Consider the following 18,372-nt stretch of genomic DNA (forward strand, 5'->3'; position numbering starts at 1 on the left):
TGAGAAGTGACCCCTCCTGCACAAGATATGTTGTCCAGCAGCGTGTTTGACGCGTTAATTGATGCTGCCTTTGTTCACGGAACTTTTGTGAACTCTGCTTTTGACGCGTCGGTCGTCCGTCGCCATGTTGGTGTTGCGTTGTTCGCGTGAGGTTCCAGCCAGGTAATCGCCAAGCTAAATCTTGATCACTTGCCGGACTGACCCCCGGTGATATCCGCACCAGCTGCAAACCAGCACCATGGCTGGAAAGTGCCTGGCCGCCACGCTGATTGACGTGAGTCACATCACAAAGACGCGGTGCCGCCGGTGGGTAGATAATAGTCATGGGTGTCTCCTAACTGGTAATAGCATCGCAGCCAGTGCTGACACCGCACTGGTTACTTGCTGAAAATCCGCTGGGAAACTTGGGGTTTGCCGCGCTTGATGGTTAAGCGCGCGAGCCAGTCCAGCGCGACGTGACACAGATGAACGAAACACCGTGTCGTCACTTGCATCTGATGCAATTAGACGCTAGTGCTTAAATTTAAGCGGTGATATCCCTGTCACCCGATTTCGAATTATTCGAGCGTCAGGTTCTCCCGAACCAGTGCCCGACAACCCGGGCGATCTCGATGTAGAGCGGGATTCCGATCGTGACGTTGTAGGAGAACGTCAAACCCAGCGATGCAGCGAGCGGTAAGGAGGGGCTCGCCTCCGGTATCGCCAGACGCTGCACTGCGGGCACAGCGATATATGAGGCTGCGGCGCAGAGCACCGCGAACAAGACGTAAGTTCCCGGATCGAACTGCGCGTGAGTGAAATACGCGTAGGTGCTCGCGGTGATGATGCCGAGCGTCGCGAAGAGGTTTGGTGCCAGTAGGCCGAAAAAGATGAAACCGCGGCCGGCGAACTTCAGGTCCCTCAACTTGCGGGAAGCTGTCATGCCCATCTCGAGCAAGAACAGGCAGAGCACACCCTGGAACGCGGCAACGAAGACATTGTCGTCGTCGTGCACGACTTTCGGTCCCTGCAGTCCGCTGATGAGACCGATGACGATGCCCCCGAACAACAGACACAACCCTGGGTTGAGCAAGACTTCCCGCAGCAGCTGGGGTGAGAAGATCGATGCCATGCGGCCGTTCTCAAGGCCACGGTCCCATTCGGGATGCTCACGCTTTTCCAACGAGAGCTCCGACTCCTGCTCGATCTCTCGCTCGCGCAGGGGTGCGACAAGCTCGCCGGGAAGAGGCTGGGTCGCGGCGCCGGGCCCGGCGGTGACCATGGCACCTGGGGTATAGCCCGGCTCGTCGGGCATGAACCCGGCCGAGTCCATGCCCCGATGCCGAAGCCGCGCCACCAGGTACAGCGCCACCAAGCAGCCGGGGACCTCCATCACTGCGAGCATGACCGGCATGTAGGCGTTGAAGGCCATTCCCATGGTCCCGAGCACGGCCACGCACGTGGCGAAGGTCCCTGCCGAGTCAGACCCGTAATAGCCGGCGACGGTTGCCTTGTCGATGCGCCGCATGGTCGTCATGCGGCTCAGCAGAAGGTAGGCCACAACGCCGATCACGGCGTTCAAGACGAACCCCATGAGCATGAATCCGACGATGCTGCCGATCGACGACGGATCGATCGCCGCCAGCTCCTCACCACCGTGCCAGCCGATGGCCAGCAACAGATACATCGTCAAACCTTGGTAGAGGACGTAGGGGAACTCGAATTCCACCTTCAGGATCGGGATCAAAAAGCCCAAGTAGAAGAACAGCAGCAGCGGCTTGAAGAGGTTATGGAGGAAGTTCTCCAGGAACTCATGCAACATCGAGCTCTCGTTCGCCTTCCTATTCAAGGGATCTGCTGATCTGTTTTCAGTTGTAGCTCAACAGCTTCCAGATGATCCGCATACCAGAAGCCGGATAATTAGTAGTCGCTATCGTCTACTAACATTCGAAAGAGCATCTCAGGTGTTTCTGGACCAGCGCTGCTTGGTTGCTGGAAGTCTGCTGAGAGTCGCCAGCCCTCAGTTGATCCCTCCTTCCGCGTTGCGGGGCCTCATGGTCCGCGTCGTGTTACCCGGCGGCCACCGGTCGCGCCATCACCGTCGGCTTGAAGCCGTACCTGGGCGCAGAAAGGCCGACGCCACGTCCACCTGAACCCGGCACCGCCATCCCCGGCATACCGGGCACGCCGGCTGCCTCCGCTTCCGGTAGCGCCGAGGCCCAGCTGGCGCCCGGGAACGACGTCACGGTCGCGTTTGCCGCCGGTGCGGCGGTCGTCCAGGTCTGCGGCACCGACAAAGCCCCGACAGAGCTGGCTCGGCCCAGACCCGCAGACACCGCCGCGCCACCCAAGTTGGTCCCCGCCAACGGGGTTAGCCCGGAGCTCGCCGCACCCGGCACGAGGTCGGACAGGTCGAGGGCGCCCAGAGCGAATGGGTCGTCGGGGACGAGGGCCGCACCGCGGACCACGGCCAGATCCGAGGCGACCTGGGTGATACCGGCCAGTCCCATCGGGCTAAACGAGCTGCTCAACAGGTTCGTGCTGGCGTTCGCCAGGTCTCCCGGCTCGATCCCGAAAATCGCCGGGATGGACGGCCCCACCGCGCCGGGCGTCCCGGTCTGCAGTGGTGCCGCCAGCCCCTGCAGGGTGGTGGGCATTGTGGACACCAGCTGCGACAGCTGGCTCTGGATGCCGGAGCCGGCGGCCTGAGCCGTCGCCGCCCCTTGGGCAGCCAATCCCGCCGGATTGGTGTTTTGCTGCGGCGCGCTGAATGGTGTCAACTGCGCAGCGACTGCCGAGTTGCCGGCATAGCCGTACATCGCGGCCGCGTCCTGCGCCCACATTTCGCCGTACTGGGCCTCGGTCGCCGCAATCGCCGGGGTGTTTTGCCCCAACACGTTGGTTGCGACCAGCGCGGCCAGCTGCGCGCGGTTGGCCGCGATCACCGGCGGTGGCACCGTCATCGCAAACGCCGCTTCATAGGCGGCGGCTGCCGCCTTGGCCTGGGCAGCGGTCTGGGCTGCCTGCTCGGCGGTCGTGCTCATCCACAAGATGTAGGGCGCGGCGGCGGCGGCCATCGCCTGCGCCGCCGGTCCCATCCATCCTTCGCCGGTAAGCCCGGCGATGACAGACTGATAAGACGCTGCCGCCGAACGCAATTCGGCTGCCAGTCCGTCCCACGCCGAGGCGGCGGCCAGCATCGGTGCCGAACCTGGTCCGGCATACATCCGAGCTGAGTTGATCTCTGGGGGCAATGCACCGAAATCCATTGTGACTCCTTAACGTGCGACGACCGCGTTGGCGGCCTCGGTGGTTGCGTAGGACTCGGCGCTGCTGCCCAACGCGGCTACGAACATTTCGTGGATCGCCGCCGCCTGGCTGCTGACCGCTTGGTAAAGTTGCGCGTGAGCGGCGAATTGTGTTGCTGTCAAGGCCGATACCTCGTCGGCGGCGGCCGGGGGCACGGTGGTTGTCGGGCCGGCGGCGGCCGCATTGTGGGCCGATATCGCCGAACCGATGCGCTGCAGGTCGCCCGCGGCGGCCGTCAGCATTTCCGGTTGCGTGGTTACAAAAGTCATCGGACTTCTCCAGGAGGAACAGCCCGAATCCGTGTCGTCACACCGGGGTCAGGACATGCTTAAGCAGCGCGCGTTCGCATTAAAACGGCGCGCGCTATCAGCGCCCTTGGGCGCCAAGCAAATCAGACGACGGAAACCGTGCCGGGGACGGATTCGAGCGAAATGGTCATCGATCTGGGATAGGGACTATCACTAGGACTCAATGTCGCTCTCACCTCCTCACGGCCGGGGCACACGCGGGTGCCAACCAATCGCACAAAGGGATGAGGCCGCCGGACGAGCCGGATACCGCACCCCTCTCGTCAGAGCTTTGGCACCACACGGCGTATCCGGTTGTCCCGGAAGCCACTTGGGCTCAACCCTTAAGCCGGGAAGAGCTGTCCTGACCCTGGGCGTCTTTCGACGTTCGAGGTCAGTGGCCTATATCCGTGCAGAAGCCTCACCTAGCGAGGTGCATACGCTCACTATCTTGACACCGTGTCGCGGATTCGTCAACTCGCCGCGCTTTAGCTGTCACAGCGGATCCGCGACGCAAATGGAAGATGAGATATGCCTCGACCAGCCAACTTTCAAGACCGTCGCAATACTCGTCTCCTGACTGCTGGTTAACTGGCGACTTCCTGTGAGTGAACCCACCGTCAACCGGCCGCGGGTGGGTGGGCGATCACGCTGGGCCGGAATCCATATCGGGGTGCTACGAAGCCGATACTTCGCGCACCCGAACTCATTATCGGCATCCCGGGCACCCCTGGCGTTCCGGCTGCTCCGGTCTCCGGGACCGCGGTCCAGCTGGACAGCAACGGCGTAGCGGCAGGCAAGCTCGCCGGCGGGGAGGCGGCAGCCCAGCCCTGCGGCACCGACAGTGCGCCAACCAAGGGGGCCCGGCTGAGGCTCGCCGACACCGCCGCGGCTTCGCCGAATCCGGCTTGCCCGAACGCACCGATTCCCACGCCCGGCGCCGCTGGAAACCCGCCGAGCAAGCCATCCAATGCACCCAAACCGAACGGGTCGTGGGGCGCCAGGGCGGCGCCGCGCAGCACGGCGAGATCGGACCCGACCTGAGTGATACCGGCCAGCGAATAGGGTGTCATAAACCCGCTGGCAAGGTTTGTCACCGCGTTCGATAGATCTCCGGGCTGCAAACCGAGAGCGCTTGCAATTGCGCCGATCCCTGAACTGGTGCCCGTCACCGCCGTAGGTGACGAGAGTGCCTGCAAGGCACCGGGTACCGCAGAAACCCCCTGCGACAGCTGGGCCTGCGCGACCGCGGCACCCTGCGCCGAGACGCCTGCCAAACTCGTCGTCTGGGCCGGCGCGCTGAACTGATCCACCTTGGTGGCGGCCGCCGATGCCGCAGCATAGCCATACATCGCGGCGGCGTCCTGGCCCCACATCTCGGCGTACTGCGCCTCGGTGGCCGCGATCGCCGGGGTGTTTTGACCAAGGAAGTTGGTCGCGATCAATGCCATCAGTTGCGCGCGGTTGGCCGCGATCACCGGCGGTGGGACCGTCATCGCGAACGCGGACTCGTACGCGGCTGCCGCCAATCGCGCCTGGCCGGCCGCCTGTTCCGCCTGGCCGGCGGTGCGCGCCATCCACGCCACATAGGGCGAAGCCGCTGCGGCCATCGCCGCCGACCCCGGCCCAAGCCACGACCCATCGACCAGCCCGGAGATCACCGACGCATACGCGGATGCCGCGGACCCCAGCTCGCTGGTCAGCCCATCCCAGGCCGCTGCCGCAGCCAAAAGCGGCCCCGACCCAGCACCGGTATACATGCGCGCGGAGTTGAATTCTGGTGGAAATGCCCCGAAGTCCATTGGCCCAGCCCCTTAACCCGCGCCGAGCGCGTTAGCAGCCTCGGTGGCCGCGTAGGACCCCGCACTGATCGCCAGCGTGTTGACGAACATGTCGTGAATTGCCGCCGCTTGCGAACTGACCGCCTGATACATCTGGGCATGTGCGGCGAATTGCGCCGCAGTCAGCGCGGAGACATCGTCAGCGGCCGCAGGAACCAGGGCCGTCGTCGGCCCAGTGGCCGCATTGTTCTGCGCGGTCAGCGCGGCACCAATCCCGTGCAGATCGGCGGCAGCCGCAGACAGCGATTCCGGTTGTGTCGTCACGAAAGACATGGACTTTCTCCTTACGGATACGGTCCGACCCGGATACGGGCCTCGGTCCTCGTGCTGCCGACGAGCGGGAAATACATTCTGGCGCGCCATGATTCAGCTGGTGAAAACGCAGCCGTGACCGGATCGGAGTGAAACGGTCATCGATATCGGTTAGCTCTGACGCGAACCATCGAAAGGTTTGGCTCTCTCGCCTCACCCCCTCACGCAGCTAAGACACCGCAGCAGGCCAAGGCGCGACGAAAAAGGTGAGCCAACCCCTCTCGTCAGAGCTTTGGCACCACACGGCGTATCCGGTTGTCCCGGAAGCCACTTGGGCTCAACCCTTAAGCCGGGAGGAGCTGTCCTGACCCTGGGCGTCTCTCGACGTTCGAGGTCAGTGGCCTATATCCGTGCAGACGCCTCACCTACCGAGGTGCATGCGGCGTCATCGTGACACCAGGGTTTGCGCGGGTCAACCCACCTCAGCGGGCATTGCGCACAGCACTGCGGCGGCGCAAGCGCGCCGCGGCGACCTGAGCGGGACCGAAAATAGGCGTTAACCAGGAGTTACCTGAGACGCGCCGCCTTCATTAGAGCCGCAAAGGCCGAGAAACGGCCTGCCTGCCAGTCGCGTCACGGTTAGCTGCCGATTTGCTGTGGCCTACCCTACGTCGTCTTCTTTTCGGCTACCGCCGCGCTGAGGCCCTCGGCGAGGTCATCGCGGGTCAACTCCTTGAACCGGCGCAGGTGATCCTCACTGAATTCCTCAACGTCGCCGGAGAGCACCGCGTCGAGCTCCTCGTCATCGAGGCGGAAGCTGCGGTGATCCCGGGCCTTTTCCACCACATTGCGCACGAACCCCGCGTTGCCCAGCACGTCGATCCCGCGGATCAGATCGCCGTCCGGCGACACGCTCTCGTCGTTGTAGAACTTGGTGTACGCGGGCAGCAACACGTCGACCGCCTCGTCGGTGATGATGTCCTCGTTCTCCCGGCCCATCAGCTGGGTCAATTCGATCAGTTCTTTCGGGTTGTAGCTGAAGAACTCGATCACGGTCGAAAACCGCCGTCGCAGACCCTGATTGACCTCCAGCATCTTTTCCATCGCTTTGGCGTAGCCGGCGCCGAACACCACCAGCTCATCGCGATGATTCTCCATGTAGAGCAGCAAGGTGTTGATGATCGCGTTGCCGTAGGCGTCGCCCTGCGAGTACCCGCTCTCGTGCAGATTGTGCATCTCGTCGAAGAAGACGGCCCCGCCCAACGCCTCCTCGAGCATCTCCTCGGTGTTCTTTTCCGCATCGGCCATGTAGCGGCCCAGCAGCTTCGAGCGGCTGGTTTCCACCACCAACGGCTTGCGCAGTACGGTCAGTCCGCACAGCTGCTTGGTGAACGCCCGCGCCACCGTTGTCTTGCCGGTCCCCGGCGGGCCCAGCAGCAGGGTGTGGCGTGACGTCACCGGGACCGGCAGGCCCATTTTGGCGCGAGCCAGATTCACCTTCGTCGTCGACTTGATTAGCTTGATCTCGCGTTTGGCCTGCTCCATGCCCAACATCGCATTGAGCTCAGCATCGCCTTCGGCCAAATACTTCTTGGCCATCTCGGCGTGCCGCGCGGCCTCGGCCTCTGCGCGCGTCGGCGCGCTGTCCGGATCCCACGGATCCGTCCGCGCCTCAATCGTGTCGGGATCGGTGAGCACCAGGCGGTAGTTCGGGTTGTCCAATGCTTCCCGGGCCGGCGCGAACTTCGCATCTCGCGAGTAGACGCGGCGCAGCAATTCGATGGCTTCGTCCTCGCGGCCCAGATGCCGCAGGCACATTCCCTGGGTGTACATCGCGACGTTGGCCGCACTGGGCACCCGGTCCCCCTCGATGGCCTCTTGGGCCCGTCGGGTCGCCTCCTCGAACACCCCCAGCGATGCCAACGCGGTGGTCGCCATGGCCGCGCCGGCAGCCTTCAACTCGGGAAGACGCCACTGCGTTGCGGGCGGGAACTGGGCCAGCACGTCCGGCCAGCGGCCGGTGCGGAAGTACAGCACACCGCGCACGTACTTGATCAGTTCGGCATCGAACGGATGTCGCGGCTCGACGCGATCGAGCAACTGCGATGCTTCCTCGTAGCGCTTCTCTTCGGCGAGCGCGGCCGCGTACGCGGCAGCCAGCGATTCCACGCTGGTGACCGCCAATTTCAAAAACAGCCCGTCGGATACCTCGGGACGGAATTCCAGATCGGTCAGGCCCAGCCGGCGGATCTCCCAGCCGAACGTCTTCGAGGTTTCCCAAGCATTGGTCAGCGTCTCGATGCTGGAATCACCGGCCAGCACCCGAGCCAGCCAGGCATCGCACATGTCCGGGTCGAGCCGGGACGCCGTGGTGAACATCTGCAATGCCACCTGCGGATTGTGACTGGGCTGCAACCCATTCACGGAGATGCCGGACGCCAACAGTCCAGCGACCATCGCGTTGCGCGCATCCGTTGCGTTGGTCTGCGGTCCGCTCATCTATCCGCCCCAGCGGGACCCAGCGAGTACTCGGGAGTCGGTGCGCTTCCGTCGATCGGCACGGTGAGGTGTTCGTCGTCGCTCAGTGTGCGGCTCGGCATGGCCAGCGGCGGACCCGGCAACGGTGCCGGCAAGCTGGCGCGCACAGCGCCCAATTGGCGTCCGGTGAGCCGATTCAGCCCGCCCCACACGCTCTTTCGCACTCGCCTGTCGCTGTGATAGCGCACGAACGCCGACACGTCGATCCCGCCGCGGCGCGGGGTGAGCCGGACTGTCACCACGGTCACATCGGTGTCCGGGAACCACAGTTCCTCCATGGTTTCGGCGGTGATGTCCGAAGGTGAGACCCAAAAGCTCGTCACGAATCCGTCGGGATGCTTGAGAAATCGCCAGTACGGCCGGATCAGGTTGGGATCAAGGCCGGCCAACACGGCGTCGTCGACGTCTTCGATCTCGGCGGCGCGCAGTGGGCGCGCCATGCATTGGCGGCCGTCCAGATCGTGCGCGATCCGCTCGGTCGCCGCGGCCAACGTCGCGGCGACCGAATCGCGGGCCGCCACCGCAGCGACATTGTTCTGCGGATCCATCCGCACCACCAGCCAGGTTCTGCGCTCATCAAGCGGGCGTTGTTCACCGGCGGCTCCGAAGTCGTCTTGCACCGCCGATTCGACACCCCGAGATGCCTTGGGTCCCCGCCGAAATCCCACCGAGACGATGTCCACACCATCAAGCCGAACGTCGAACTGCCGCAACGTTGCAGCGACAACATCTACTGGCAGGATGCCCGGCGCCGCGGCCTGCTGGCGATGCCGGCCGGACGCGACGTCCGGCGCGGCTTCCACCGAGATCACCGTGACCAATTGGCCCTCGTACTCGCGGATTCCGACGACGTCACGGCCGAAGCGGCGTTGGTGGTCGATCCCGGGCGTGCAACCGGCGATCAGCGCCTGTGGGTCGGCGTACCAATTGCGCACCCGGGCCACCGGTGCGGATACCAGCGGAATCCCACCGAAGGTGACCAATGCGGCAACCGTTAACAGCGCCGCCACCGCCACCCCGGCCCACCATGCGGCGTGCCCTGTCTGCCAGGCATCGGGAAGGTGGCTGGCGATCGCCAGCACTGCGACGTCGACGAGGAACACCGTGGTGAGTCGCGGCCAGGACAGGGCCAGCCCGAACCGCCGTTGCGCTTTCATCGGTTGAGCCCCGTTCGCCGTATTAACACCATGCCACCGAATATCGCCACTGCCACCAGGAACGCGGCGATCAACCCGCCGGCCGCCACCCACACCGGTGTCATGTTGCGCTCGGGTGGCGGTGGAGGCAACTCCAGCGGTGACGACAGTTTGTCGGACACGACCGGGCCGTCCGGCACGTCCCACGTGAGCGCGGCCACCGGGTCGATGATGCCGTAACCGACTTGGTTGTCGACTCCTCGGGCAGGCGCTCGGGCGGTGTGAATCAGTCGGTTGATGATCTGGTGCGACGACAGGTTCGGATACTTTTCCCGGACCAGCGCCGCCACGCCCGACACGATGGCAGTCGAGAAGCTGGTGCCGGTCGGTATCAGCAAGGTGTTGTCCGGGCCGTCAATCGCGTTCATCAGGCCGTCGTCGCGGGGCGACAATCCGACGACGTCGGTGCCCGGAGCCGCGATCGACACCCATGGGCCGGCCAAGCTTCCGTTTTGTCCATTTTTGTCCATCGGTGCGCCGTTGGAGTCGACGGCTCCCACGGTCAGGACGTAGTCGCTGAACCATGACGGAGTGACCACGGTGGTCACCCCATTCCAATCCCGGGGATCGTCCGGTCGCGTCGGGTCAAACAGCGAATTCTGCTTGCAGTCTTTCTGACTGGTGTCGCCGGCGGCCGCGACGATGACGGCGTCCTTGTCGACCGCCGCGTAGCGGACCGCGGCCCCCAGATCGGCCTGGTCGAGCACGCTGCGCGCGCTCATGCACAGCACCTGGGAGATGTTGATCACCGAAGCGCCCATGTTGGCCGCGTGCACGATCGCACGCGCCATCGTGCGAATGCTGTCCATCTTTTGCCGGGTCTGCGGATCCTCGTCGCCGGTGAACGCATCCTTGAGCGTGAACGCTTGACTGGATTGGCGGATCGAGATGATCTCGGCCTCGGGCGCTATGCCGCTGAAGGCATCGGCCAGCGGCGGAGCAGCCGGTCGTGGGTAGTCAACAGCGCGATCATGCCGACCGCCGGAATAGTTGGGCGCCACTATTTTTCCGTGGCCACGGTTGGATGCGCCGGGCGCCCTGGGTGGCGGCCCGAACGGAAACGGCGCCGGCGGAGCTCCCTCTTCCGGCGGCGCCGGAGGCGGGAGGATGACGGTCGTGGGTGCCGGCGGCGACAACGTCACCGTCTGCGGCGGTGGCGCGGGTGGCGGTGGTTCGTTGGTGGGAACCGGAGGCGGCCGTCGCGGACCCGGCGCTCCCGGTGTTTCGGCGGACGCCGGAGCCGCCGCGATCATCGATGCCACGAGTGTGCCGTGCGCGTCGCAGTCCGACAGCCCGTCGCCGCCGCCCATCACGTAGTCCCCGCCGGGGACCAAGTGCGGCAGCCGCGGGTGCGGCGTCACCCCCGTGTCGATTACGGCCACCCGCACACCGGCGCCGCGGCCGAACCGCCAAGCTTCGGACAGGTTCAACATGTCCATGTACTTCGGCTGCACGCGAAAATCGCTGTCCGGCAGTACGCCAACCTCGGTGCAGTAGGCGCTTTGCCGCATCGGCTGTTCCGGTCCGGGCGGCGAGTCCGGCGGTACGGCGGCCGGATCCACCACAGGGGGGTTGATCGCGTACGCCGGTGCAGAGCCGGTCAGTGCCGCCGAAGCAACGATGAGCGTGGTGGCGGCTAGTCCGGCCGCACGCCTGCTACCGATAACGAATCGCTGCATAGACGTTCATCAACCACAGTGCCAACGGGAAGATGGGCATGAGGCAGATGTATTCGATCCACTCCACGAATTTACGGAACAGCGGGCTGTAGATGGTGTTGGGCACCACCGCCGCAGCGGTCAATCCGGCCGCCGGCAACAGCACCAGGAGCCCCGCGCCCACGCCAACCACCACCGGTGATTGCAGCACCAGCACGTACCGGACCACCACCGCGGCGACCAGGACCACTGCAGTCAGCGCCAGCGTGATTGCCTGCAGGCGGTCGACATAGGATCGCCCGCGCAACAGCAGGAAGCCTGCCGTGAAGCCGGCCAACAGCAGCGGTAGCCAGCGTTGGTGAGTGTGCGGATCGGACAATCCTGCAGCGCAGACCACCACCAGCACGCCCATGCCGACCAGCAGGCCGGTCAAGAACGCCCGGGCTCGCTCGGCGCGCAGCAGCACGTCACGCACCGAGGCGGGGCCCTCCAGCACCGGCCGGCCGCCGTCGGACTGGGTCACCGTGGTCGGCAGGTCGGGCCGTGCTTCGAACACCCACCGACTGGTGGCGGACGGGAAGACCGGCAACCGAATGCCGGAAAGCCACCGAGACATCGTCGGCGCGGTGTGGTAGCCGATCACGCATGCCAGCAAGATGGTGCACATCAGCGTCACCGCGCCGGTCGACAGCAGCATCCGCGCGGCGCTGGCCAAGGTGGCGGCGACACAGATGGTGACGAGCGCCGTGTAGATGGCGAGCCGTCGGCCGGTGAGCTTCAGCGCCAGCATCGAGGCGACTCCCGCCACCACAAAACCCAGCACGGCATGCGGCGAGCCCACCGGGCCCGGGGGTGCGGCGGCGGCCGCCACGGCCAGCGGCGCCAACCCGCTGAGCAGCATCATGTCGCCCACCCGGCGCCCCGGCACCGTGGTGGCCCGCATCAGCACGATCGCGGCCACCGGCAACATCACCACGGCGACCACGGCGGCAAAGACCGCGCTCAACCAGGAGTCGTCTTGCCATCGCCACCAGCCCAGCAGGCCGGTGGCCAGCAGCACGCCGACCGCCAGCATCGCGGCGCCGACTTGGACCGCAACCACCGGGTCGATCGCGGCAAACCGTTTGCTCAGGTTGACCGCTACCGCCGTCGAGATGTGCTCAATGACCTGAGAGCGACGCTCGGTGTCTTCGATGAACCGTAGCCACAGCCGGTCGCCGTCGTAGATGTCCTGCTCGGTCAACGACTGCGCGGCGCGCAGCGGTGTCCCGTCAATCAGGCACAACGCCCACCGGCCTCGTCCCGTCGGCTCCAGCGTGGGCACGCCCAGTTCCCGTAGCCGGGTGTTGACGACCTTCAGCAGCGGCTCGACCATCACCGAGACCGGGGCGTTAGCATCCAGCAGCACGCCGATCTGCACGTCGGAGGCCATGATCGCGACCACCGCCGCCTGCGGCGTGGCGACTGCCTCGGCACCAGGTTGTAGCGCCTCGGCAACCACCGCGGTCATCGCGCCGCTCCGTCTACGACGAATTGTGAATCCATGTGCCTCGCCTCGCGGTCTGTAATTGTGGGCCCTGTCCCAATTCTTGAGGTAATTCTAAGGTATTTCCCTAGTTTTGCACGATGAGTGAATGCTGAGTGAAAGCCGTTGGTAATCGCGGTATTTCGTGTGTAATTGTCAGACTCTGCGGTGCGTTTTCCACTCCCCATAAGGAAGTGTGTCCAAAACTGTCTTTATCCCCACTTGCACCAGTTGCGGGGTTGCCGGGCAGATGGCCAGCCACGCTTCGCTAGATCCCGCGGTGCGGGCCTGCTGATACATCGCGATGCGCCCACCCGAGCCGTCCTTCAACGAGACGACCGACGCGCTGGGCGCCCTGGCGTCGTCCCGGTACTGGCGGGCATAGACCGCGGCCTCGGCCGCCGGATCCGACAATGCTTGGCCCAGGGCGGCCACCGTCGCCGCGCTGATCCCCAGGCGGCGCAGATCGCCGCCGGAGAAGACGTTGAACCCGGCGCTTTGCCACGCCTTGGTTGCCTCCAGCATCTCTTCGAGCGGCACATTGACTGCGTTGATCTGCGCGGGTTCGGCGTGGTGGATCGACTCCATCGCGTCGAAGACCAGCGACGCGATCGAAGCGGAATCCGTGATCGCGACATCGTCGACGGTGATCTCATCGGCCACGCGTACCGCCGACACCCAGTGCTGGCCGCGGCGGGCCAGCACCACCCGGAATTCGTTGTCCGGAATGTCGCGCGACCCGACCTGCTCCTCTTCGCCTTCTTCCTTGTCCTTGACGCCGTAGAGCAACTTGCCTCGGGATAGCAGCGCGATGATCTCGAGGTCGGGCGCCGCCAGAACGCGCATCCGGGCCGCCACATGCTCGATCACCTGATCGTCTTCGACGATGCCCTGCTCGCGCATCACCGTCATGCCCGGATGCTGGTGGATCCAGTCATTCGAATCAGTGGAAACGTATGGTCGGCAGCGCAGCTCGGGCGCGACGTGCCGGATGTCCAGCAGCGCCTGGAGCATCCAGAAGCCCTCGACATTGACGGTGATATCCGTCCGGGTGCCCTGTTGGTCCATCGCCCTCTCGCGTCCTGTGGTCGATTACCGCAGGACGCGGCAGCACACCGGGTGTGCTGCCGCGCCTGGGTTGACTTCTTTGGTTAGGCCCAGCTGGAGCCGACGGCGGAGTCGGTGCTGGCCATGTTGTTGCCGGCGGCCTGCACCTTTTGCCCGTGGGCGTTGGCCTGCTCGTAGATCACCTGGAAGTTGCGACCCAACTGGGTGATGAACTCCTGGCAGGCCACCGAACCGGCACCACCCCAGAAGTCACCGGCGGCCAGCACATCACGAATGATGGCCTGGTGCTCGGCCTCCAGGGCGGCGGCCTGGGCACGGATCAGCGCACCGTGGGCATCGACATCGCCGAACTGGTAATTGATCGTCATTGCAAGTGTTCTCCTAACGTGTGAAAGCTTACGCAGCCGCGAACGCGAGCGCAGCAGGTCAGCTGCTCAGGATCTGCTGGCTGGCCTGCTCTTGTTGTTCGTAGTTGTTGGCGTCGCGGATCAGCCCGTCGCGCACCCCGTGCAGCATGTTGACGATGTTGCGAAACGCGGTGTTCATCTGGGCCATGGTGTCGTGCGAGGTCATCTGGGCTGTGCCGCTCCAGCCGGCACCGGCGATGTTCATCGAGGATGCCCACATCTTGCGGGCCTCGTCCTCAACGGTCTGAGCGTGCACGTCAAAACGGCCCGCCATGTCCCGCATCGCGTGCGGGTCGGTCATAAAGCGCGTAGTCACGTAAATCTCTCCTTACTCGTCATTGACTGGCGCGATGGTTGCCGGACGGGTTACGCGGTGGCGTAGCCGCCGACTCGAATACATATGGGCGCTCCCCCTTCCCCGCTAACCGGCCGCCGCCGCGTTGGCCACCTCGGTGGCCGCGTACGACCCGGCGCTGGTGCCCAGCGTGTTGACAAACATCTCGTGGATCGCTTGCGCCTGGGCGCTGACCGCCTGGTACATCTGCGCGTGCGCGGCAAATTGCGCGGCCGTCAGCGCCGAGACCTCGTCGGCGGCCGCCGGGACTACCCCCGTCGTCGGGGCCGCCGCAGCCGCGTTCTGGGCGCTCAACGCCGAGCCGATCCCCTGCAGGCTGCCAGCTGCTGCCGTCAATGCCTCCGGTTGTGTGGTCACGAACGACATCTAGCTTTTCTCCTTCTCATCAGCGATTTATCGCTTCGAGGATGAGCCTAGATGGCCTAGAGGTCCGATGCCGCCCGCCGAGGCCGGTGTTCGCAAGTGTTTACCTGTCAGAATCAATTGTTCATCTCCGGTAATCGTGCAGTAACAGTCGAGCCCAGCGACTCCGGCCGAGGCGTCGAGGTATGGCGCCACCTGTGCGAACCCCCGGGCGTTCGTCAGCCTGCGAACGCCGATTTCGCCGTGCGTCGTCGATCGGTCGGTGTGCACCGGGCGGCGACCACGTGGGCGATCATGTCGGCAAGGAAAAAACTCAGGCAGAGCAGAACTCTCAAATCCAACTTTGTTATACACGCGCCAGTAAAACGTGCGAGGTGTCGTCAGCCGAACTGCAACGGCAATGTCTTGAACGCAGTCTTGAACGCAAAAGTTTTCGCCGGATACGCGATCTCGGCGTGGTAGTCAGAAGGTAGGTCGAACTCGGGAATCCGCGTCAGCTATTCATCGACGAGGATGGTCAATTCCATACGTGCCAAATGAGAACCCAGGCAGCGGGCGCTCGGTGGGCAGCACGAATTGCGTTGCGTTACCCGGCGAACGGCGGGCGTGTCATCACTGTCGGGCGGAACCCGTAGCGCGGACCGGCGGCGTGGCCTGCCCCAGCGCCCGCACCCGCCAAAGGCATGCCGCCCAACAGGCTTCCGGCGCCCGCACCGGCGTCCGGAGCGGCGCTGACGCTGCTGATCGGCAACGGCGACCCCGGGGTCGGAACCGTTGGCGCGGCAGTTGGGGGGGTCCACACCGGCGGCACCGACAGCTTGCCGCCGACGGAGCCTGCACCGCCCAACGCCGCCGACACCGGGCTGCCAGCTCCGCCGCCCAGCAGGCCGCCCAGGTTTCCCAGTCCCGGCGCCGCATTGGCCGCGCCGCCCGCGGCGGCGGGGGCCGATCCACCGATCAACCCGAACGTCTTCGCCATCTGGACAAAGTTGTTGCTCATACCGACCGTGAAATACGGCAGACCCTCGACGTTGTAGATAACGCCGGCTAATGGTGCCCAGTCCGACAAGAAATCCGAAACGGACGTGGTGGCCGCGGGCGTCGCGAGGCTCTGCAGCGCGTTGGGTAGCGAAGCAACCGTCTCAGACAGTGTCTGACTCGCGGTTCCCGCTGACGTGGCCGACGCCTGGGTGACCGCCGCTGCCTGCATGGCCTGGCCGGCGGGGTTGACCGCCTGCTCCGGCGCGGCGAACGGTGTCACCCTGGCTGCGGTCGCGGACTGACCGGCGTAGGCATACATCGCCGCGGCGTCTTCTGCCCACATTTGACCGTATTGGGCCTCCAGCGCAGCGATCAGCGGTGTGTTCTGCCCAAGGATGTTCGTCGCGACCAGCTGCGCCAGCTGAGCACGGTTTTGCGCAATCAGTGGTGGCGGCACGGTTGCCGCAAACGCGTTCTCATATGCGGCAGCCGCAGCCCTGGCTTGATTGGCGGCCTGCTCGGCCTGAACTGCCGTGGTCGTCATCCAATTCACATAAGGTGCGGCCGCATTGCTCATCGAGGCCGATGCGGGTCCCATCCACTCTTCGCTGGACAGCGCAGTGATTACCTTCTCATACGCGAGGGCCGCCGAATTGAGTTCTGCGGCAAGGCTGTTCCAGGCCGATGCCGCGGCGACCATGGGTGCCGATTCGGGCCCGGCATACATCCTCGCTGAGTTGATCTCTGGGGGTAATGCCCCGAAGTCCAGCACTACTCTCCTCCTAGCCGGCTGCGGCCGCGTTGGCGGCTTCGGTGGCCGCGTAGGACCCGGCGCTGGTGGTCAATGTGTTGACGAACATCTCGTGGATCGCCTGCGCCTGAGCGCTGACGGCTTGATACATCTGGGCATGTGCGGCGAACTGAGCGGCCGTCAGCACCGAGACCTCGTCGGCGGCGGCCGGCACCACTCCGGTGGTAGGGGCGGCGGCGGCCGCGTTCTGGGCGCTCAACGCCGAGCCGATCCCCTGCAGACTGCCGGCGGCCGCCGACAGCGCTTCCGGCTGGGTGGTCACGAATGACATTGGATTTGCCTCCTCATAATCCTCAGCCCCAATGACCTGCGGAAAGTCGTTCAGATCTGAGATTAACCGCCGTGGAGGTGGCCAGACGTCTGCGACGCCAAGTGTTCATGGCAAAACGGTCAGTGTTCACTCGGTCGTAGCCGCCGTTCACTGCAAGTTTGGTTGTTCGTCTGATTGCGACCTGCATTTGCATAGACCCGATCGCGTTAACCGGCGGACGGCGACCGCGTCACGACGGCATAGCGGAACCCGTAGCGGTGGGTGTAGCCACCGGCAACACGCCGGCCGGCGCTGACGAGGGGCATACCGCGCAGCAGACCGGATCCGCTGTTTTCGGCGCCGGCGTTGATGCTTGTCACGGGGGACAGCCCGGTCGTCGGGTTCCCCCCGGTATTGCCGGCGGCCCAGCTGGCCGGGACTGACAGCTTGCCGATCGCATTGGCCTCGCCCGCGCTAGCCGCCACCGGGCTGCCACCCAGGCCACCCAAGGCACCGCCGAGCGGCAGGCCGGCGCCGGGCAACGGCGCCGATCCAGACGCTCCGGCGCCACCGGCGGTGCCCGGGATCAGCTGCTGGGCAATCGAGGCGAGCGACTGCGTTATCCCGAGCGGGAAATAACCCGCGACGCCCGTCATCTGCTTCAGCAAGTTGCCGTAGCTCGCGCTGCTGAGCGCCGGACCGGTTCCGGCCGGCGGCGGCAGCAACGACGACCACGGCGAACTCGATCCTGCGGTCACCGGTGATGCTGAAACTTGTTGCGCCGAAACAGCACCCGCGGAGCTCAGCTGCGTCGTCGCTGTTGCGGCGGTCTGGGCGGAGTCACCCGCGGGGGTCGCCGCGGCCTTGGCGATCGCTGCGGCCTGACCGGCGTCACCGGCGGGATTCGTGGTCTGCGGGGGCGCCTCGAACGGGGTGACGTTCGAGGCGCTGGCCGCCGCGCTGGCATAGCCGTACATGGCGGCCGCGTCCTGAGCCCACATTTCGGCGTACTGCGCCTCGGTGGCCATGATCGCGGGAGTGTTTTGCCCGAAGAAGTTCGTGGCGATCAGCGCCATCAGCAGCGCACGGTTGGCCGCGACCACCGGTGGGGGCACCGTCATCGCGAACGCGGCTTCGTAGGCGGCCACCGCCGCCCTGGCCTGCGCGGCAGTCTGTTCGGCCTGCGCGGCGGCGGTGTTAAGCCAGGACACATACGGTGCGGCGGCCGCGGCCATCGCCATCGACGCCGGGCCGACCCAGGGCCCGCTGGTCAAGTCGGCGAGCACCGAACTGTAGCCCGTTGCCGCGAGACCTAATTCGGCCGCCACGCTGTCCCAGGCGCCCGCAGCGGCCAGCATCGGCCCGGCCCCGGGACCTGAATACATCCGACCCGAATTGATTTCCGGCGGCAACGCCCCGAAATCCACCGCTACATGCCCCCGTCAGATTCGGCACACCCGATGGGGTGCCTTACCGAAGCGCGGTTTCGTCTCACTTCCAAACTCTTAGCGTCGACACATTCGATATTCGTCGTTCGTTGACGACATTAAAG

16 protein-coding genes, 1 pseudogene and 2 riboswitches are annotated in these 18,372 nt (G+C 65.2%); all 17 genes and pseudogenes read right to left on the reverse strand.

The features are described 5' to 3' along the window. Window positions 1-568: 568 nt before the first annotated feature. The gene (locus MSP7336_RS17465; RefSeq protein ID WP_113964221.1) at window positions 569-1,801 is read right to left on the reverse strand and encodes a sodium-dependent bicarbonate transport family permease; all 1,233 of its coding nucleotides are present in this window, start codon (window positions 1,799-1,801) and stop codon (window positions 569-571) included. A 247-nt stretch (window positions 1,802-2,048) separates the two neighbouring features. Then, window positions 2,049-3,248, reverse strand: coding sequence for a PPE family protein (locus MSP7336_RS17470; protein ID WP_069397616.1), 1,200 nt, complete (start codon window positions 3,246-3,248; stop codon window positions 2,049-2,051). Window positions 3,249-3,257: 9 nt separating this feature from the next. Beyond that, a complete protein-coding gene (locus MSP7336_RS17475) occupies window positions 3,258-3,557 on the reverse strand; it encodes a PE family protein (RefSeq protein WP_069397617.1) in 300 nt (99 codons plus the stop codon). A gap of 287 nt (window positions 3,558-3,844) precedes the next feature. Continuing rightward, window positions 3,845-4,015: riboswitch (M-box (ykoK) riboswitch) on the reverse strand. A gap of 180 nt (window positions 4,016-4,195) precedes the next feature. Further along, window positions 4,196-5,377, reverse strand: coding sequence for a PPE family protein (locus MSP7336_RS17480; protein WP_113964222.1), 1,182 nt, complete (start codon window positions 5,375-5,377; stop codon window positions 4,196-4,198). 12 nt (window positions 5,378-5,389) lie between these two features. Next, a complete protein-coding gene (locus MSP7336_RS17485; protein ID WP_069397619.1) occupies window positions 5,390-5,689 on the reverse strand; it encodes a PE family protein in 300 nt (99 codons plus the stop codon). A gap of 248 nt (window positions 5,690-5,937) precedes the next feature. Beyond that, window positions 5,938-6,108: riboswitch (M-box (ykoK) riboswitch) on the reverse strand. Window positions 6,109-6,334: 226 nt separating this feature from the next. Further along, window positions 6,335-8,167: a type VII secretion AAA-ATPase EccA gene (eccA, locus tag MSP7336_RS17490; protein WP_069397620.1), complete on the reverse strand. Its 1,833-nt coding sequence runs from the start codon at window positions 8,165-8,167 to the stop codon at window positions 6,335-6,337. Further along, window positions 8,164-9,363 carry a type VII secretion protein EccE gene (gene eccE, locus MSP7336_RS17495; RefSeq protein WP_069397621.1) on the reverse strand — a complete coding sequence of 400 codons (1,200 nt, stop codon included), beginning with the start codon at window positions 9,361-9,363 and terminating at the stop codon, window positions 8,164-8,166. The genes eccA and eccE overlap by 4 nt, the downstream gene beginning before the upstream one ends. After that, complete coding sequence (gene mycP / locus MSP7336_RS17500; protein ID WP_113964223.1) at window positions 9,360-11,081, reverse strand: type VII secretion-associated serine protease mycosin; 1,722 nt, start codon at window positions 11,079-11,081, stop codon at window positions 9,360-9,362. The genes eccE and mycP overlap by 4 nt, the downstream gene beginning before the upstream one ends. Continuing rightward, on the reverse strand, window positions 11,059-12,570 hold the full coding sequence (eccD, locus tag MSP7336_RS17505; RefSeq protein WP_069397623.1) for a type VII secretion integral membrane protein EccD: 1,512 nt from the start codon (window positions 12,568-12,570) through the stop codon (window positions 11,059-11,061). Before eccD ends, mycP begins: the two co-directional genes overlap by 23 nt. A gap of 171 nt (window positions 12,571-12,741) precedes the next feature. Further along, window positions 12,742-13,653 carry an ESX secretion-associated protein EspG gene (locus MSP7336_RS17510; protein ID WP_069397624.1) on the reverse strand — a complete coding sequence of 304 codons (912 nt, stop codon included), beginning with the start codon at window positions 13,651-13,653 and terminating at the stop codon, window positions 12,742-12,744. An 83-nt stretch (window positions 13,654-13,736) separates the two neighbouring features. After that, the gene (locus tag MSP7336_RS17515; protein WP_069396469.1) at window positions 13,737-14,021 is read right to left on the reverse strand and encodes a WXG100 family type VII secretion target; all 285 of its coding nucleotides are present in this window, start codon (window positions 14,019-14,021) and stop codon (window positions 13,737-13,739) included. A gap of 58 nt (window positions 14,022-14,079) precedes the next feature. Further along, window positions 14,080-14,376 (reverse strand): WXG100 family type VII secretion target, encoded by a 297-nt coding sequence (locus MSP7336_RS17520; RefSeq protein WP_069397461.1) that lies wholly within the window; start codon window positions 14,374-14,376, stop codon window positions 14,080-14,082. A gap of 105 nt (window positions 14,377-14,481) precedes the next feature. Further along, window positions 14,482-14,781 carry a PE family protein gene (locus MSP7336_RS17525; protein ID WP_069397462.1) on the reverse strand — a complete coding sequence of 100 codons (300 nt, stop codon included), beginning with the start codon at window positions 14,779-14,781 and terminating at the stop codon, window positions 14,482-14,484. Window positions 14,782-15,158: 377 nt separating this feature from the next. Next, window positions 15,159-15,332, reverse strand: a pseudogene (locus tag MSP7336_RS24595) (cytochrome P450); the annotation flags it as partial. A 32-nt stretch (window positions 15,333-15,364) separates the two neighbouring features. Next, a complete protein-coding gene (locus MSP7336_RS17530) occupies window positions 15,365-16,528 on the reverse strand; it encodes a PPE family protein (RefSeq protein WP_113965019.1) in 1,164 nt (387 codons plus the stop codon). Between the two features lie 13 nt (window positions 16,529-16,541). Next, window positions 16,542-16,841, reverse strand: coding sequence for a PE family protein (locus MSP7336_RS17535; protein ID WP_113964224.1), 300 nt, complete (start codon window positions 16,839-16,841; stop codon window positions 16,542-16,544). A gap of 206 nt (window positions 16,842-17,047) precedes the next feature. Continuing rightward, window positions 17,048-18,247 carry a PPE family protein gene (locus tag MSP7336_RS17540; RefSeq protein WP_113964225.1) on the reverse strand — a complete coding sequence of 400 codons (1,200 nt, stop codon included), beginning with the start codon at window positions 18,245-18,247 and terminating at the stop codon, window positions 17,048-17,050. Between the last annotated feature and the right edge of the window lie 125 nt (window positions 18,248-18,372).

It is taken from the genome of Mycobacterium shimoidei (assembly GCF_900417275.1).
GTDB lineage: Bacteria > Actinomycetota > Actinomycetes > Mycobacteriales > Mycobacteriaceae > Mycobacterium > Mycobacterium shimoidei.

Excerpts from the sequence above, each read along its gene's own strand:
- MSP7336_RS17485 (WP_069397619.1), bottom strand. The coding sequence starts at position 5,689 with ATGTCTTTCGTGACGACACAACCGGAATCGCTGTCTGCGGCTGCCGCC.
- MSP7336_RS17480 (WP_113964222.1), bottom strand. The coding sequence starts at position 5,377 with ATGGACTTCGGGGCATTTCCACCAGAATTCAACTCCGCGCGCATGTAT.
- mycP (WP_113964223.1), bottom strand. The coding sequence starts at position 11,081 with ATGCAGCGATTCGTTATCGGTAGCAGGCGTGCGGCCGGACTAGCCGCC.
- eccE (WP_069397621.1), bottom strand. The coding sequence starts at position 9,363 with ATGAAAGCGCAACGGCGGTTCGGGCTGGCCCTGTCCTGGCCGCGACTC.
- MSP7336_RS17470 (WP_069397616.1), bottom strand. The coding sequence starts at position 3,248 with ATGGATTTCGGTGCATTGCCCCCAGAGATCAACTCAGCTCGGATGTAT.
- MSP7336_RS17535 (WP_113964224.1), bottom strand. The coding sequence starts at position 16,841 with ATGTCATTCGTGACCACCCAGCCGGAAGCGCTGTCGGCGGCCGCCGGC.
- eccA (WP_069397620.1), bottom strand. The coding sequence starts at position 8,167 with ATGAGCGGACCGCAGACCAACGCAACGGATGCGCGCAACGCGATGGTC.
- MSP7336_RS17515 (WP_069396469.1), bottom strand. The coding sequence starts at position 14,021 with ATGACGATCAATTACCAGTTCGGCGATGTCGATGCCCACGGTGCGCTG.
- MSP7336_RS17465 (WP_113964221.1), bottom strand. The coding sequence starts at position 1,801 with ATGTTGCATGAGTTCCTGGAGAACTTCCTCCATAACCTCTTCAAGCCG.
- MSP7336_RS17475 (WP_069397617.1), bottom strand. The coding sequence starts at position 3,557 with ATGACTTTTGTAACCACGCAACCGGAAATGCTGACGGCCGCCGCGGGC.
- MSP7336_RS17510 (WP_069397624.1), bottom strand. The coding sequence starts at position 13,653 with ATGGACCAACAGGGCACCCGGACGGATATCACCGTCAATGTCGAGGGC.
- MSP7336_RS17525 (WP_069397462.1), bottom strand. The coding sequence starts at position 14,781 with ATGTCGTTCGTGACCACACAACCGGAGGCATTGACGGCAGCAGCTGGC.
- eccD (WP_069397623.1), bottom strand. The coding sequence starts at position 12,570 with ATGACCGCGGTGGTTGCCGAGGCGCTACAACCTGGTGCCGAGGCAGTC.